At 42.8% G+C, this 17,378-nt stretch carries 15 protein-coding genes; 12 read left to right on the top strand and 3 right to left on the bottom strand.

From position 1 onward, the window contains the following. Positions 1-7: 7 nt before the first annotated feature. Genes W03_RS09805 through W03_RS09780 form a run of 6 tightly spaced genes read left to right on the top strand, consistent with a single transcriptional unit; the run spans position 8 to position 4,150 of the window. Positions 8-580: a hypothetical protein gene (locus tag W03_RS09805; RefSeq protein WP_244072839.1), complete on the top strand. Its 573-nt coding sequence runs from the start codon at positions 8-10 to the stop codon at positions 578-580. Beyond that, entirely contained in the window at positions 577-1,182 is a 606-nt protein-coding gene (gene cobO, locus W03_RS09800; protein ID WP_244072837.1) for a cob(I)yrinic acid a,c-diamide adenosyltransferase, read from the top strand. The genes W03_RS09805 and cobO overlap by 4 nt, the downstream gene beginning before the upstream one ends. A 4-nt stretch (positions 1,183-1,186) precedes the next feature. Beyond that, complete coding sequence (gene cobU, locus W03_RS09795; RefSeq protein WP_244072835.1) at positions 1,187-1,717, top strand: bifunctional adenosylcobinamide kinase/adenosylcobinamide-phosphate guanylyltransferase; 531 nt, start codon at positions 1,187-1,189, stop codon at positions 1,715-1,717. Continuing rightward, on the top strand, positions 1,714-2,781 hold the full coding sequence (gene cobT / locus W03_RS09790) for a nicotinate-nucleotide--dimethylbenzimidazole phosphoribosyltransferase (RefSeq protein ID WP_244072832.1): 1,068 nt from the start codon (positions 1,714-1,716) through the stop codon (positions 2,779-2,781). The genes cobU and cobT overlap by 4 nt, the downstream gene beginning before the upstream one ends. A 33-nt stretch (positions 2,782-2,814) precedes the next feature. Next, complete coding sequence (locus W03_RS09785) at positions 2,815-3,420, top strand: histidine phosphatase family protein (RefSeq protein WP_244072830.1); 606 nt, start codon at positions 2,815-2,817, stop codon at positions 3,418-3,420. Then, complete coding sequence (locus tag W03_RS09780) at positions 3,413-4,150, top strand: adenosylcobinamide-GDP ribazoletransferase (protein ID WP_244072829.1); 738 nt, start codon at positions 3,413-3,415, stop codon at positions 4,148-4,150. The genes W03_RS09785 and W03_RS09780 overlap by 8 nt, the downstream gene beginning before the upstream one ends. A 68-nt stretch (positions 4,151-4,218) precedes the next feature. Here the strand turns inward: W03_RS09780 and W03_RS09775 are convergent, their stop codons facing one another. Continuing rightward, on the bottom strand, positions 4,219-6,618 hold the full coding sequence (locus W03_RS09775) for an SPOR domain-containing protein (RefSeq protein ID WP_244072827.1): 2,400 nt from the start codon (positions 6,616-6,618) through the stop codon (positions 4,219-4,221). Between the two features lie 175 nt (positions 6,619-6,793). After that, the gene (locus W03_RS09770; protein WP_244072825.1) at positions 6,794-7,534 is read right to left on the bottom strand and encodes a septal ring lytic transglycosylase RlpA family protein; all 741 of its coding nucleotides are present in this window, start codon (positions 7,532-7,534) and stop codon (positions 6,794-6,796) included. A 654-nt stretch (positions 7,535-8,188) separates the two neighbouring features. On the opposite strand from W03_RS09770, the gene W03_RS09765 reads away from it, so the two are divergent. Genes W03_RS09765 through W03_RS09750 form a run of 4 tightly spaced genes read left to right on the top strand, consistent with a single transcriptional unit; the run spans position 8,189 to position 14,122 of the window. Next, entirely contained in the window at positions 8,189-9,571 is a 1,383-nt protein-coding gene (locus W03_RS09765) for a diguanylate cyclase domain-containing protein (protein ID WP_244072823.1), read from the top strand. Beyond that, a complete protein-coding gene (locus W03_RS09760) occupies positions 9,572-10,897 on the top strand; it encodes a glycosyltransferase (protein WP_244072816.1) in 1,326 nt (441 codons plus the stop codon). It begins immediately after the preceding gene. After that, positions 10,894-13,074 carry a TolC family protein gene (locus W03_RS09755; protein WP_244072814.1) on the top strand — a complete coding sequence of 727 codons (2,181 nt, stop codon included), beginning with the start codon at positions 10,894-10,896 and terminating at the stop codon, positions 13,072-13,074. The genes W03_RS09760 and W03_RS09755 overlap by 4 nt, the downstream gene beginning before the upstream one ends. A 13-nt stretch (positions 13,075-13,087) precedes the next feature. Next, complete coding sequence (locus W03_RS09750) at positions 13,088-14,122, top strand: HlyD family secretion protein (RefSeq protein ID WP_244072813.1); 1,035 nt, start codon at positions 13,088-13,090, stop codon at positions 14,120-14,122. 396 nt (positions 14,123-14,518) lie between these two features. On the opposite strand, the gene W03_RS09745 is transcribed toward W03_RS09750, so the two are convergent. Next, the gene (locus tag W03_RS09745; RefSeq protein ID WP_244072812.1) at positions 14,519-15,484 is read right to left on the bottom strand and encodes a cadmium-containing carbonic anhydrase; all 966 of its coding nucleotides are present in this window, start codon (positions 15,482-15,484) and stop codon (positions 14,519-14,521) included. 391 nt (positions 15,485-15,875) lie between these two features. Between W03_RS09745 and fabF the strand changes: the two genes are divergently transcribed. Further along, the gene (gene fabF, locus W03_RS09740; RefSeq protein ID WP_244072811.1) at positions 15,876-17,093 is read left to right on the top strand and encodes a beta-ketoacyl-ACP synthase II; all 1,218 of its coding nucleotides are present in this window, start codon (positions 15,876-15,878) and stop codon (positions 17,091-17,093) included. Between the two features lie 18 nt (positions 17,094-17,111). Beyond that, complete coding sequence (locus tag W03_RS09735) at positions 17,112-17,357, top strand: acyl carrier protein (RefSeq protein WP_244072810.1); 246 nt, start codon at positions 17,112-17,114, stop codon at positions 17,355-17,357. Positions 17,358-17,378: the final 21 nt, after the last annotated feature.

Genomic DNA, 17,378 nt, shown 5'->3' with positions numbered 1-17,378 from the left:
AACTTCTATGCTGATACTATCGTTTCGCAATCAAATCATCATCGGTCTACTGCTGGTTATGATGATGATCGTCACTCGGGGCTATAACTTGGTTTGGGCTCATAATTTGGCCGATGCCTCTTGGGCGGTATTTTTTCTGGCCGGGATTTATTTATGTCCTGCGTGGCCTCTGTTCGGATTGCTTCTTCTCGGATGGAGTCTGGATTATGTTGCTTATACTTGGGGCGGTGTCAGTGATTTTTGCATTACACCAGCTTATTTGTTTTTAATTCCCGCTTACGCTTCACTATGGTTTGCTGGACGCTGGTACGCCAAGCAATATCAATTTTCTTGGCATAACATTACCTGGCTGGGTGCCAGTATGATTACAGGATTGTTAGCCTGCGAATTTTTCTCGAGCGGGGGATTTTATTTTTTCTCTGGACGCTTTAGTGAGACTTCGTTCGGTGAATACGCTGCTAGGTTTATGCAATATTTCCCTTCGTATGCGGAATCCTTCGTGCTCTATGTTGCGACTGCTATTGTATTGCATGCTTTGTTAGCCACCATTGTGCAGCAAACGCATATCCATCACAAATGACTGATACAACTCGTTCTGAGCGGCATCGCAGTCGCATGCAGCGACAAAAACAAATCGTTGATGCCGCGATTGCCAAAGCTGATCGTACTCAAGGATTACTGTTAATTCACACTGGTAACGGTAAAGGAAAATCTTCTGCGGCATTTGGTATGATTGCGCGCGCCTTGGGTCACGATATGCGCGTCGGTGTAGCGCAATTCATCAAAGGTCGCTCGGATACTGGTGAAGAGGCATTTTTTCGTAAACAAAGCGCAGTTGTTTGGCATGTCCTTGGAGAGGGGTTTACATGGGACACCCAAGATCTTGAGCGTGATACCGCTACTGCGCAACGTGGTTGGGCTATTGCGCAAGAAATGCTGAGTGACCCATCATTCGATTTGATTATATTGGATGAGCTAACCTATCCCTTGAAGTTTGGTTGGCTTGATACTAAGACAGTCATTCGTGACTTGAAAAACCGCCCCCCCATGCAACATGTCATTATTACCGGGCGTGCTGCGCCAGATGCACTTTGTGAAGTTGCCGACACAGTAACGGAGATGCAAGACGTTAAACATGCGTTTCAACTAGGGATTCAAGCGCAAAAAGGCATTGATTTGTAGTGTCATGAAAGATACAAAAACCTTAATTCTAGGCGGCGTTCGATCGGGAAAAAGCCGCTTGGCAGAGCGGCTGGCTCATGAAACTGAATTGCCGGTGATTTACGTTGCTACTGCAACGATCGAAGACGAAGAAATGCGGCAACGTGTCGCGCTGCATCAAGCTCATCGACCGGATCACTGGCAGGTTATCGAAGAACCGATTCAATTGGCTGCTGTTCTACAGCAGTATGCTGCTCCTTCTCATTGCTTATTGATTGATTGCCTCACATTATGGTTGACCAATCTGTTGGTACAAAATGATCCCGAGCAATTTAATCAACAGCGGCAAGCCTTACTCGATACACTTTCGAATCTCGCAGGGCGAATCATTTTAGTAAGTAATGAAACGAATCTGGGTGTCACGCCGTTGGGTGAGTTAAGTCGTTATTATTGCGATGAAGCAGGCAAGTTACACCAAGACGTTGCGCAACTTTGCAATCAGGTCATTATGACTATTGCAGGGCTTCCTTTGATATTAAAAGGAGAGCGCTCATGAATCGAGAGCTTGCTTATGATTGGCTATTTAGCACGCCTGTTGCTGTTACTAATGCAGTATTTACTCAATTTGCACAGGAACGGCAAGCGCAGCTGACAAAACCTCCCAAATCACTAGGTCGATTAGAAGAATTAGCCATTCATTTGGCAACGCTGCAACAGACTCGGCGGCCTTCAGTCGACTCGATCTTTATCACGATATTCGCCGGTGACCATGGTATTGTCGCAGAAAACGTCTCAGCTTTTTCGCAATCGGTCACGGTTGAAATGATCAAAAATTTTACCCGAAGCGGTGCAGCCATTAATGTATTGGCTAGAGCACAAGATGCAGTATTAGAGATCATTAATCTAGGCACGGTTAACGATACTTCAACACTGCCCGTTGTCAGAAATTACAACCTAGGCCCAGGTACGGCGAATTTTTTGTATCAGCCAGCTATGACAGCCGATCAGTTAGAAGCTGCAATGCACGCAGGTCACGATGCCATTGAACGAATCTCAAACAACCCTAATTCATTATTTATCGGTGGTGAAATGGGTATCGGTAATACCACTAGTGCAACTGCTTTGGCGTGTTGTTTGCTTAATATTCCTCCGGCACAGCTTACTGGATCTGGAACGGGATTGGATGCACGCGGTATCGCGCATAAGATTAGCGTCATCTCAAAAGCGCTTGCATGCCACCAACACAGTATAAATTCCCCTTTGGAGGCATTACGTTATTTCGGAGGGTTTGAAATTGCCGCACTGACTGGTGCTTATCTACACTGTGCGCAAATAGGGATACCTGTATTGGTTGATGGTTTTATCAGTACAGTCGCTGCGTTGCTTGCTGAATCGATCAAACCTGGATGTCAACACTGGTTTATTTATTCGCATATTTCGCAAGAAAAAGGCCACCGTTTCGTATTGGATAAACTAAATGCACAACCTTTATTGGATTTACAGATGCGCTTGGGTGAGGGTAGCGGTGCTGCGGTGGCAGTCAGTTTATTGAAATTAGCTTGCCGATTGCATAATGAAATGGCGACTTTTACGGAAGCGCAAGTTTCCGAGAAAATTTGATTCAATTTTATCAATTCAGCCAGCCTACTTATTTTGCTGACCGAGATTGATTTATTACGGCACGGTGCAACACAATACAGTGACCGTTACTGCGGCAGTACCAATCATCCACTCTCGGTTTTAGGGTGGCAGCAGTTATGGCAAGCAGTCAAAATACAGAATGCCGATTCGTCCTCATGGCAATATATTGTGACCTCTCCGCTCCAGCGTTGCGCTGCTTTTGCGACTGAACTTGGACGATGTAACGATATCCCAGTCATTGAAAATGCTTGTTTTCAGGAAATTCATTTCGGTGATTGGGAAAATCGATCACTTGCTGATTTAATGCAAACTGATGCAGATGCACTCGCGCATTTCTGGAACAATCCTTTGATCAATACACCGCCAAATGCTGAATCGTTATCGAATTTTAACTGTCGCATTCTATCGGCATGGCAAGAATTAATCCGTCGGCACGCCGGTAACAAGGTACTCCTGGTTACACACGGTGGCGTAATTCGTAGCATTCTTTGCTACATTCAGAACCAACCGCTGGAGAATTTATTAACCTTTAAAGTCAATCATGCAGATAAGTACGCTATACGCATTACCGAGACCATAGAAGATATCAGCGTTACCTATCATCCATCTGATGCATAAACCTGTACTCATTGCCTTGCAATTCCTGACGCGTATACCTGTCGCTTTAAAAGACCAACCCACGGAACAGGAAATTGGTTGTTCTTTAGCTTATTATCCATTGATCGGTGTATTGATTGGAATGATCTTAATCAGTTTAGGTTGGTTATTGGGTGGTTTCTCAATGCCTTGGATAAGCGCTGCTATTCTGCTCACTGTTTGGGTTTTGTTAACTGGAGGATTACATTTGGATGGTCTTTCCGATAGCGCTGATGCTTGGGTGGGCGGAATGGGCGATCACGACAAAACCCTCGCTATTATGAAAGACCCCAATTGTGGTCCAATGGGCGTCATTGCAATCGTATTAGTCATGTTGCTTAAAATTACTGCATTGCATGTTTTAATCCAAGTCGATGGATGGGTTACTCTATTAGCTTCCATAATACTTGCCAGAACGATGTTGGTATTGTTATTTTTAACAACTCGTTATGTTAGAAACATTGGACTAGGTGCTTGCTTATCCGCTTATCACCCTCGCCGCAAATGTATCGCGGCCGTGATCGTGGTATTGCTGTGCACAATAGGGTTTATACAAAACGGTTATGTATTAGTGTTGGCAGTTCTTGCAATGTTTTTATTGTTGCGTTACATGATGTTAGAACGTATCGGGGGAACAACCGGGGATACTGCAGGTGCGTTAGTCGAATTTTCTGAAGTAATCGTATTACTGGCAGGAGCATTCTTACAATAACCTAGTCCTGTTAGAAGCAAATAGGACTAGGTTACCGCTTGTATCAACTGAACCGAAGCAGATGGAACCTATTTAATGGCTGGAGCCGGTTTAGCCGAAGGGACATTTTTTGCAGGTAAAGGGGCTGGAGCGGGTGTTTCTGTATTAACTGCCGGCGCCTCTTCTTTTACTGGTTTATCATTCGTTGTTGGTGCAGCAGGTTCGGCGGAAACGGTAGAGGTCGTTTCTGGCTTAGCATCTGCATCCTTTGCAGGAGCATCCGGCTTTGCTTTATCCATCGTTATAGCTGGTTCTTCACCAGCAAAATGCTTACGGATTTGATCAACCGTACCTTCATTGATATAACCTGCATACCAAAGGTAACCGAATCCTCCTAACAATAGCAAAATAAACAAATAGGACTTCCATGGACTCTTTTTTTCAGCATACGGATCTACCATTGAACGCTGCGCCCCCGGAGGTAATGTGGCCATTTTGGTCAATGAAGCGCCGAATGGTATATTGATGATTGCCCTGGTATTGACCGCCCAGCCGCTGGCATCGAGTAAAGGCGCTAAATTGCGCTTGCGCAGTTTGAGGTAAGCCAACAAAACGGAAGGACCTGAAATCAATAAAATCAGCCCTAATATTGTCAGCGGCATTTGCCACCAAGTCAGGCTAATAAAACCTGTAACTACGGATGCGATTGCAGTACCGATTGCACCAATTGCCAAGCCAATAGCAGCAAAAATACCGGCAAACTTACCCACGTCAAACGGCACCGGCGGCGTTTTACTGCCTACCTCGATCGACTGTGCGGAGCTTGAAATACCCGATGCAGCTTGAGCTTGTACGGCTTTCTCGCGTGCGCTGGCCATTTTCTCGATTTGCTCGCCAATCATTTTGCCTATCCGTTTATAGGGATACCAAAATGCCTGGCGTACGCTGATTGGATGTTCAACAATCTTTGTGATGGTAGCATCCCAATCTTGGCCTTTACGATCATAAAAAATGCCATTGCGGCCGACCATTAAATTATCTGCATCACCATTCGTAAATGCTGCAACAATGTTCATTTTCTGATTGTCGTCGCCCCGGCGCTTGCATTCACAATAGGCTAAGTAAGTACCACTCAGGTTCGCCATGCCGCTATGTTGCGCCGCATCGACAACATGCAAACAGAAATCGCAACTACGCCCATCCAAGAAAAGTGTCCCCGCTTGAAAAATTGCTTTGTCACGTCGCGTGTAAAAATCGCGAAACGATACAAAATTATTCAGTAATTGAAATAGATGATGATGATAACGAATCAGTTTCTCGACCGAGTCAATTGCATCGGAGGCGCTAGAAAGCGATTTATCTTTCTGAATTAATGCTCTAATGCTTTCTTGATAACCATTTGAAAAAATCTTGCGAATACGTTGAATACCGAGTTTTTCAACAATTTCGCCACGTTTATTGTTGAGCCAGATTTGGTGTGCTGCGAATTTCTCGCATAAATCCTCCCATTCGGCATTGCTCAAAGTATTTTTGTTACCGATTAAAGGTACAACGACTTTGTTTTTAAACTCGGTAATTGCATGCAACCATGCCGGATTGATTCCTGTTTCAAGCGGGAGCGGTTTCCCAGCTTCAATTTTTGCCAGTGGCAAACAGATCAATTGCTCAGATGTGGCAGATAAATCCTTACTTGCCATTGCTTCATAGCCCGTTAGTGCAGGATTTAAGGGTTCGCTCGCGCGTTGATCAAATTCTGCCAAGCGACAGCGAGTAAAGTAATCATCTATTTTGGTTTTAACACAATCAAAAGATGCTTTGGCTGCTTCGGTTTCTTGACCTAGTATCAAGATATTGCTTGCATCTCGATCAGCTTCTAGCCACCATTCAGAAAATGCCTGCGCCTCGGTGAAAAACTGATTGAATTTTTCTTCAGAAACACCGGGTAACCCTGAGCGATCTAGCTCGGATCCTACACAAGTGATTATTTCTTCCATTACTGCTTGGATGTCAGCATCACCCGCTGCGCCCGGTGGAACAATACCGTCACCATTAAATTTTGTGCTAGCAAAAATCTTATTTAAATCAGAGGTGTCTTCAACGCTGATTGTGATGTCATCTTTTTTTCCGATGTTATGCAATATTTGCTTGGCTGACGCCAGTAAGGCTGCACCTTCGACGCTGCTATCGTCAATAGCCTCCAAAGGCAATGCGGCGGATCCATTTACTAAATCTCCCGGATTCTTCAACATCGAAGCAGCCCAATTGGCCGCAGTAGTGATTTCCGGTACGCGAATATGACCATCTTTATCCGAATCGAGAAACTCCAAGGTTTTCTGATCAAACTCCAAGTTCGTCGTCGGGCAACTCAGCGCCGCCCAAAGCTTAGGGTCGAGCTCCGTCAGTAATTTTATATCTTCGCCTGTTTCAAGTCGTACTTGATCAAAGCCACCTGAGCGAAAGAAACGCCATTTATGCGATGAAGTATTCATGAATTTCCTTTATAAGATTGGTCAATGCTACTATGCTAAAAATGAAGCTGCGATCTACCAATGACAACTTAGTGACATCGCCTATTAGAATTCACAAGAGTCTTTAGAATGTAATGAATCCGCTTAGATTCTTAGTCGGAAACGCCTTAGAACCTGATTTTGTTTACCCAGCTAGCTAATTTCCCCGGATCATACAGGCTGCGATATGATTGTTATAAAAACTCCCTGATAATCCCAGTATATCTGCCTCATTTTGACAAATACTCAGTTTTGAATGGTTTTTTGGGTCACTCACTTCAATGCGTGTGGGTAATGGTTGCGCTATGCTCGCTGGTTGCATCGCTTTCTGTGAAGATAATAATTCAACATCGAGGCGTACTGAAACCATACCGGAAGAACCAAATCCAAGATCGACCGCTGCTTGTTTCGACAAATTGATCACGCGACCACTTCCGCCACCCCAACGATCATTAATTCGCACAACGACTTGTTGATTATTATTTAAATTCGTAATGCGCACCATGCTTCCTAAGGGTAGTGTGCGATGCGCTGCGGTTAACAACTCAGGTGAATATGGTTCGCCACTTGCCGTTAAACGTCCCTCCATCTCCGTTGCGTAATATGTAGCCATACCGGTTTCCACGGGCCATTGCGATGCATCATTCGATAACTTGGTTATTGGGTTTTGTTTTTGTGGATTTTGCTCAGCAGGAAGAACTGTAGAGATATTTTTTTCGGAAGTAGATTGATTTACCGGAACCTCGGATTCTGTATTCGAATGGAAAACTATTGAAGAGTTTCCACTCGAAGATTCTACCGTTGAAGCATTTTCTTGTACAACTACGGTTGAACAACCAAACATCGAAAAGGCAGCAAAACTATACCACCCTAATTTCATTAAGCTAATTTTATACACAAGATTTTTCTCTATTTTTATGGTTTTAAACTATCGGCAGCTAATAATATCTGATCAGTTGCTATAGTTTGTTAACAAATTCATTGCCGTCATGAGATACACGAAAGTGCTCGGAGCGCCCCTATATCTAACGAACGATTATAACCGTACCAACCATTACCATAAATGATACTTGCAGTGGGTGCTTTCTCCAGTCTGATAAGTATATCAATGTAAAAGTATTTAAAATTTGTGGTATCAGTGCTTTTCCAAAACCTGTTGCTTTGAAATGTCTATCTGTTAGTGGCGTTACTTTTTGTTGTTGTAACAAATCATAGAGAAAATCAGATGGAGCAGAAATATGATCCAGGTGATTCTTTATTCGTCGATTGCTTCAGGAGCTTGATTTGTAAGTCCGCATTGCTCCAGGTCGTGGTGGTGTCTTCTTCTCGTCTTAATCCGGTAAATATCCTTCATTACTTCCTATTGTTAAGTAGTAATAAGGCGGGGAATAGTTGTTTTATTTCTTTGATGATTATCTAAATTGAGAATGAATAATGCAATTGTTTAGATATTACGAAAGTGCGCAGAAAATTTGAAGAGGAAAAGCGAAATTAAAATGTGCTCGTTGACTAGGTTGAATCAATGTGAATCGATTCATGGGAATCACCAGAAATGCTGATACTTTTTTCGCCTAATAATATTGTGCTTCCTGATGTATATGCGAATTTATATCGCATTCAACGTCACAGCAATTTTTCTGAATGGAAACTCACAAAAATGGCTCCATTGGCCTTCATTATTGATGGCGAGGATGCGCAATATGTCAATACAATAATCAATGAGATTCGCCGGGACGATACAGTTTTTGCATCACTTTGTTTTGTTACAGAATCGTCTATTGCGTTAGATAGCCAATTACTGGATGGACAACTAACAGAACCATCTGCGCTACAGAAAAAGATAAGTGATACAGAGGGTTTAACAAAATCATTTAAGAATACTGAAGCCTGTATTACTCCGCAAGGGCGACTAATCAAATATTTGTGGTTGCGCCCTGATTTCATTATTCAGCCGCAGCATGAATGGAAGAATGCTCGATATTATCGCTATACATTATTAGAAGCGCTTAATAACGATACTGGCGATTCATTTGGATGGTTAAGGAAATTGGCTGCTGCCAGAATATTGGAGCCAGTTTCACTCATTGATAGACAAAGAGAATGTACACATTGTCGTTCGGCACACTTAAGTTTTACCGATATTTGCCCAAATTGTTTCGAAATTGATATTGCGCTGCGACCCTCCTTGCATTGCTTTACCTGTGGCTGTGTCGATGCACAGGATAAATTCCTGCATGCAGGCATGTTGAAATGTCCCAAATGCAACACGCATTTACGCCATATCGGTAGTGACTACGATAGGCCTTTGGAGAATTATCAGTGCCAATCCTGCAATCATACATTTAGCGAAGGTGAAATTCGAGTGCGTTGCGCTGTGTGTGAGAAATCTATGAAACCCGATGAATTAGTCATTAACGAAATTCAGCATTGGCGGCTTAGTGATCGGGGTAGGGTGATTGCATTCCGTGGGGAAGTTTTTGACTTGTCTTCTGGATTCGATCAGTTGGATTTTATATCCAAAGAATTGTTCATCCACGATTTGGATTGGATGATGGTGCTATCTCATCGTTATAAGAATATTAATTTTAGTTTGTTTGGAATTTATTTTAGCAATCTTACGGAATTGGTCGATGAGATAGGTCATGCTCGATTGCTGCAGGTGATGGAATCATTTGCGCAGCGGTTGAGAAATCTATTGCGTACACCCGATCTTTCGACGAGAACAGCCGAGAATATGTTGTGGTTGTTGTTGCCAAATACCGATAAACAGGGGCTTGTTGGTTTTCATAAACGAATAGAAGCCAGCATGAATCAGCTCGTGCTAGAAAGTGATCAAAAACTTATTTATCGGTTTTGTAGTATTAGTTCGGATCAATTATCCGATCAAGAAGATGCAGAATTGCTATTGGTAAGGCTTTCCGGTGAGTTGCTCTAAATGGATATGTTTTTAGAGGCTTGGTATGTTTTTCGCTTAACAATTGCTCAATATAGTGAGCTGCAGTACGTGCTTATACTCATTCCTTTTGTATTATTCCTGGAATTACCGCTGTACTTGGTCAATTGGTTGGGGGTATTACGGTATTTATATCGAAAAAAGAATGATATCCCATGGATTGCCCCTTATTCTCCACGTGTAACTTGTACGATCACCTGCTATTCAGAAGGCAAGGCAGTACAAAATACTGTGCTTTCCTTACTGGAGCAAATTTATCCGGGGCATATCGAAATCATAGCTGCGGTTGATGGTGTGAAAAAGAATTTACCGACCTATCAGGCGCTTAAGGAATTGCTACCTTTAGTTAAAAATTATGCTAATCGCTCTTTGACGATTCTTCCCAAAATTCAGAGGGGAGGCAGAGTTTCTTCACTTAATGCTGGGTTGAGTCGTGCGCAAGGTGAGGTTTTCTTTGCCTTGGATGGAGATACCTCGTTTGATAACCAAATGGTCAGTAGTGCAGTATCTCATTTTGGGGATCCCGATACGGTTGCGGTAACCGGGCCGATGCGAGTACGTAATGCCAAGAGTACGCTAGTTACTCGGCTACAAAGCCTTGAGTACATGCTTACCATGCAAGTGGGCAAGCTTGGTTTTGCACAACTCAGTGTGATTAACAATGTACCCGGCGCATTTGGTGTTTTTCGTAAATCCTTTATTCAAAAAATTGGTGGATGGAATACAGGTACCGCTGAAGATCTCGATATGACCTTACGCATCAAACAATATCACGTACGCCATCCAAGACTTAAATTCGCTTTTGAACCGAATGCTGTTTCCCATACCGATGCACCTGAGAGTTTATTGGGTTTTCTCAAGCAACGTTTACGCTGGGATGGAGATACCTGGTACATCTATGCGAATAAACATAAATTCGGTATTGCTGCATCTGTAATGGGTTGGAAAAACTTCATTTTCCTACTGTGGTACGGCGTTTTATTCCAAGTCATCATGCCATTTTCTATTATTATTTACACGTTATACATGGCGGTCATGCTTCCTTCCCATATTTTCTTGCTGAGTATGGTGTTGGTGTATTTATTTTATACCGTACTTGTTTCCATTCAATACATCCTTTATTTGGTCCTGCTTTCAGATCGGAGGCTGGAGGATTGTCAAGCTTTTTGGGTTTTGCTGATTTATCCAGGCTTTCAGTTTATCGGGCGCACCTGGAGTGCAGTGGCCATTCTCAATCAAATATTCAATAAAGGACATTTGGATTCCGCTATGGCGCCACTTTGGGTGCTTAAAAAGGGCAAGCAATGAAAAAGCTTATTCTTTTATGGTTGTTACTAGCGCTATTGGCTTCCAATGTGGCCGCGCAAGTAAGATTGCTGAATGATTTTAGTTCTAAACTGGATCAAGCCGCGATTGTACTGAAAGCGCAAGCAGATCTGGAAGCACAGCAATCTAATTTGTTGGCACAAGAGGCTCAGAGAGGCTGGGAAGTATTTGGCGGTATTTCAGCCGGTTATCAAAAAAGTCCTTTTGCAAGAGAGCCTTTCGGACGGTTTTTTGATCCCATGGCACGTATTGGACTGCGTTATCCTTTATTGGGAAGCGCTGAAAGGCAACAGCGCGCAGTTAATGATGCGGCTACACAAGTTAAGATTGAAGACATCCGACTGGGATGGAGTAGGCGTTTAGCGGCTTCTTTTCTGGAAGAAAGTTATGCGGCGTATTGGAGTTCGCAGAAGATGTTGGCCTTGAGCGAGGCATACATTCGTTTGCGAGATGAGGGTTTTGAAAAGGCCATCAGCAAACGGCGTGAAGCTGGATTGTTATTTATGTCCGATTATTTGGAATTTCTTTCGGCTTTTGATCGCGCTGAACGTACCCGGATTGAATATCGCAATAATCGGGAACAAGCATTGAATCGCTTATCTCACCTAACCAATTCGACGGTCATGCCTTTCGAGGCAGTGAAACCTTTATTGGCGGAAATTACCAATAATTTTACGGCGGATTATGATCAGCCGGATTTGAGAATTATTAGAACGCAGATTGATAATTTACAAAACACCCAAGAAACCGAGAAGTGGCAAGGTATCGAGTCGGATGTTTCCACTACGGCTTTTGTTGGTCCGGCCATTCCATATCCTTCTGCAGACTCGATGCAATATGGCTACGGTGGAGCTGTTGGTGTTAATTTTAGGATGCCTCTCGAAATCGTAAATTACAGAAAAAGCGAACGTTCTCGTTTGAATAGTCAGTTGATCAGTTTCCGAAGTGAATATGCTCGACGCGAGCAAGAGTTGCAGCATGAGTTCCATACACTCTTTAATAATTATCAGCAAACGATTCAACAAATCAAATTCCTACATACTCGACTGGCGGCGGCGAAAGAATTGATGCGTGAAAGGGATCTGCGCATGCGTGTTATGGATGGCGATGTATTGGAAAAATATCTGCAAGCGGTTAATACCTATTACCGTGTTGCGACAGAATATATCGAAGCAGAATCTGAGCATTGGAAGATACATATCCGCTTACGCCAATATATCTCCGAATCACTTCCAGCTAAGAGCAATAAATCAAAAGATCACGATGCCGAAGTAGATATTGTTTCGCTCATTGAACCATTGAATCAGGCAAAGCGGTTTCTTCATGGAGAGAAAAAGAATGCCGAAGTGCAACAATTCAGCGGGTTTGTTTTGCCGGTAAGCACACCATCAGTGGATGTTAAGTTTGCGACCTATGTATGGAATTTCGAGGATTTGGTCGATCGTCCATACTTTTGGCAACAAAAATCTATTGAGAAAATTGATCGTTTTTTAATTTCGCTGAATGCAAAGCAAATTTTAAGATTTTCTGCCAATCCAGGCAAACTTAATCAATTTATCGAAAAAGCGCATCGTCATGGAAGTAGGGTGGAATTGCTACTAGGTGACCCCAGTTGGATTCTGCCAAAATATCGAAACAAGTTGATGACAATTATTGGTTCATTGGCAGATATTCGTTTTGATGGGCTGCATCTGGATATAGAGCCTGATCAACTTGAGGATGCCTTAACTGAAAAAGAACGATTAATCGCATTTGTCGAAACCGTTCGTCAAGCAACCGCTATTTCACCTTGGCCAGTCGGAGTTAGTATGCATCACCGCTACTTACATAACAAGTTATCGTTTGATTTATGTATTGTGTGCAAGCTCAAGCAAGCAGGTATTCGAGAAATTGCCATTATGTATTACTCAATAAATACCAGTGCAATTGTTAAAACGCTCAGGGATGCCATGAATAAGCATCCAAGTATGTTTTTTAGTCTGGCGCAAAGCCTGGAACCGGTATTAGGACCGGAGAACAGTTACTTTCGCCAATCTCCTGCTGTTTTTAATGAAGCAATGCAGCAATTTAATACTCAGCTCCAGAATCATAATTTTAGTGGAATTGTAATTCAATCTTGGCAGGACTTTGAGAGTTATCTTTATGAAAATTCGATTTAATCAGCCCGAGGCTATGAGCCCTGATCATGATCGGGGATTGCTTGTTCAATACAGTCATGCCAAGCGCTTAGGTAAATCCTGGCGTTGGTATTTAATCGTGCTGGTAGTTAGCCTACCTTTGCTGTATCTATTAGGGTTGATTATTTGGGATGGCGTTGCGATTGAAGCGAATGGGAGGATCAGAGTCACTAATTTTGTGATGCGGGCTCCGGTTGATGGTCATGTTCAGCAGATATGGGTGCAACCCTTGCAAAGAGTGATGGAGGGTGAGCCATTAGCACAATTGGCAAATACATTGTTGCAAGAACAACATGATCGCGTGCAAATGGAAGTTGCGTCATTAGCGAGAGAAAAGCAAAAGTTATTGGATCATGCCGGGCAATCCCAATCGGCCTCTCTGCAATTATTGAAATTCTCGCAAGAACGAAAAGATTTCTTGCACAAACGGTTACGCCAATATGAATCTTTATTCCAGCAAGGTGCCGCAACACAGGCGGAAGTAGCGACGATTCATAGCCAATATCAAGCCGCTTTGGAAAATTCGGTGTTATTACAAAAAGCACAACACAGTGCGCAAAATCTAGCGCCTGAAATGATCCAAATCAGTAATCATATGAATCAAAGGATGCTGGAGTTTGAAAATATTCGCAATCAAGTAGCGCAGCTAGAGCTTATTGCACCCATTACAGGAATGGTGACCGAGATATTTGTACAACCGGAAGAATATCTTGGAAAAGGTCAGCCGTTGATGGAAATTATTATTCCAGATACGATCTATATTGATGCATTTATCCCGCCAAAACACCAGAATTATGCGGTTATTGGGCAAGTTGCTCAAGTCAAATTCCCTAATGGCGAGATTGCTAAAGCAAAAGTTGTTGCCGTTCCTGGAATTGTGCAGAAATCCACTTCTGATGAAAGTGGTCCACTCGAAACTGTGCGCTCAGCAGTTCTTGCACGAATGGAGTTTATAGATCAAGTCAATAATCGACTGATGAATGGAATGCCGGTTGAAGTTTATTTCAGGGGCATTATGGGTGAGTACTGATGTCATTAAAATCGACTGCCAGTCAACTTGATTCAAATTGGCTAAGCTTATACGATCATCTCAATATCTCACAGGCAGATACAGACGCTCGAATACAAATCACGCTTATTTTCTAGCCAAGGTAGTGTTTCACCAGTTACCGTAACCCGGATTGGATTAATTGGAAGATTTATTAATCCAATCATAATTGACCTTTTGTCCATGTCTAGGCAAGCTGCTTCGATACCTGAAGTCACACGCGTAAAGCCTCAGAAATACTAATTGCATACCGAGCAGCGTAATAGGATTACGAGCAATTAATGTTTAGAAAGTGATATCGCAGCCCAAGATTGTGAATAGCAGAACGAATACCCTTAATATTAAAGCCTCCGGCAAGGCCGGAGGTGTGATGTTTGTTTAACTGATAGGAATTATGCGTAGAGATCCGTGTCCTAGAACCGAGGCAGTAGCTACATTTTGCAACGTAATGGCTTTTGCGATCAATTCTGTAGCCATGGCATCTTCATTGCTGTTGATTGCTTTTGCGGCATTGGCAAAAGTCCATGCGTCTACAACAAACATGTCATACTGTGGGCCATATTGTGCACGGATTGCAGAGCGATCAACCGTGGTGCCTGGTTTCGTATTCAATGCTATACCAAGTTCATTATGTGCGCCCACTAGCTCCTCATATACCGAACCGCATTCTTGAGAATTTTTCAGTACACTGGATCTGTCTTCGGCGAAAAAATTCGATTGATTTAAACGGTTTTGCGCTTGTTGAACAATACGATCCTTCTCGGATTGCGATAGGGTAATGCCATATTGACTGGTCAGTGATACGATATCGTTGATTTTTTCTGCGATATGTTGATAAATGTTTTTTACTTTAGCGCATGCACCGCAACCGCAGTTACTGTGATCGTCACCATGTACACCAATTGCGTGTCCCTTTTCCTTGAGCGTATTCGAAATTCTTGTTGCTAGCGTGATTTCGTTGGTGTCACTGGATGTAGATGCGCCACCGAGATCTGCACCATATACGATACTAAGCGTACCTCCTGCGGCAGAAGGCGATACTTCGCGCTTGCCATCTTTGTTGCAACGGCCATCGACACAAATAGACGGTACGCTATCGCCAACTGGAATATTAAATTTCCCGGAAGCGATTGTTTGGTACATAGCGTTTACAACTGATTGATCGACATCTGTGCGATTTTCTGGGCCGATCGCACCTAGTCCAAGATTGAATTCACCTAGAGTGTGATAGTTTGCCCGAGCATTATTCGGCTGTGGTGGTTGATTGGATGGCGTGCTTGTTGCGTTTGCTGTATCTTGAGTACTGAAGAAATCTCTACACCATTTAATTAGGCTTTCAAACATATTTTAATCCTTTGTAGTAATTGGTTAATTGATCGAAAAATTCTTACCTTTGCCATACTCAAAGCAATTCAAAAAAGCAAGCTTTTCTCAATTTCCTAAATATACATGCCTTAAATTTAATGTTTAATTTATTCCTTTCACTATGTTTGGTTTGAGGCGCTAGAATTCTAGCATCAATTTTGTGGCACAGATTTGTAGATTTATCGTTTTTTCTTGAGTTAAAAATGTTTTCTCTCAACCAGACTGCTTCAGTATTCTATCGAGTTATATCAAACCAAACCTTGTTTGACAGCGTATGGGACTTTCAGTATATTCAAAAGAACATATAAGTAATTTATTTATTTTATAACTTTGACCTTCCTTATTATCTTATCTTCAGTTTAGATCTCGTATGCATGTTGTCGTAACCGGAATGGGCGTTGTGTCACCTATTGGCACTGGTGTAGAACAATTCTGGAGCGCTGCTATCAAGGGTGTCAGTGGTATTGATAAAATTCAATCATTTGATTCATCGAAGTTAAGCTCTAAAATAGCGGGAGAGGTAAAGCAGTTTGATCCAAAAGAATTTTTAACGCCGAAATATATTGATCAAATGGATCGCTTTACACAATTCGCATTGCATGCGGCAAATCAAGCTATCGAAGATGCTGGTGGTTTAGACTGTTATTCTCCGCACCGTATAGCTGTAGTTCTGGGTTCTGGGATGGGTGGATTTTCCACATTTGAATCCTCAGCATTACGCCGATTTCAAGATCGCTCGATACCACCATTTACTGTACCACGCATCATGGCAAATTCTGCAGGTGCTTGGATTGCAACTAAATACGGATTCAAAGGCGTTAACCTAACATGCAGCACGGCTTGCTCGTCTGGTGCGAATGCAATTGGTATGGGGCTAGACTTGTTGCGTTCAGGCAGAGCAGATACTGTTATCGTGGGGGGCGCGGAGGCCTGTGTTTTACCTTTGACAATGAAAGGGTTTGAGGTATTGCATGCGCTATCAACAGGTTTTAATGATCAACCACAGTACGCATCACGTCCTTTTGCAAACGGACGTGATGGATTTATTATGGGGGAAGGGGCTGGTGTTTTGGTCCTTGAGGAGCAAAGTAACGCTGAGGGTCGTGGTGCCAAAACTTATGCGAAGCTTGCTGGTTACGGATGTGCTTGTGATGCGACACACATCGTGGCACCTGATATGGTGGGGCAGGTGGCTGCAATGCAAACGGCACTTCAAGATGCCAGCGTAAAGCCAGACAGCGTCGATTATATTAACGCACATGCAACCTCAACGCCTTTGGGAGATATTATCGAAACGCGTGCTATCAAACATTTATTTGCTGAGCATGCGAGCAGGCTTTCGATCAGTGCTACTAAATCCATGATTGGTCATAGTATTGGTGCTTCCGCTGCAATCGGAGCCATTGCGACGATTCAGACATTACGTACGCAGATGATTCATCCTACAATTAATCTAGTTGAACCGGATCCCGACTGCGATCTTGACTATACAGCCAACCAAGCTGTAGAAAGAAAAGTAGATACGGCGATGTGCAATGCATTCGGGTTCGGCGGAAATAATGTCAGCATCGTTTTTACTAATCTTTAAACAGGATATTACTTCACGATGGATACAACAAATTTGGAAGCACAAGTGCTAGAGTTTATTAGCGCAAAAGTTGAAAACATAGATGCTTCTGAGATTACCACTGCTTCGCAATTTTCGGAGCTAGGTTTCGATTCGATGGATACTATTCAATTGTTATTCGATGCAGAAGAGAAATTTGGAATCAGCTTTGATGGGGACGAAGTGAAAAATTTTCGTAATGTCGGTGATATCATTGAATATATCAAAAAGCATCCAACACCCTAATCCTAGTATGAGTAAGGCTGC

This window comes from Nitrosomonas sp. PY1 (assembly GCF_022836435.1).
Lineage (GTDB): Bacteria > Pseudomonadota > Gammaproteobacteria > Burkholderiales > Nitrosomonadaceae > Nitrosomonas.
Note: the sequence above shows the minus strand (reverse complement) of the source record. Positions and strands in the feature narration are given on the sequence as shown.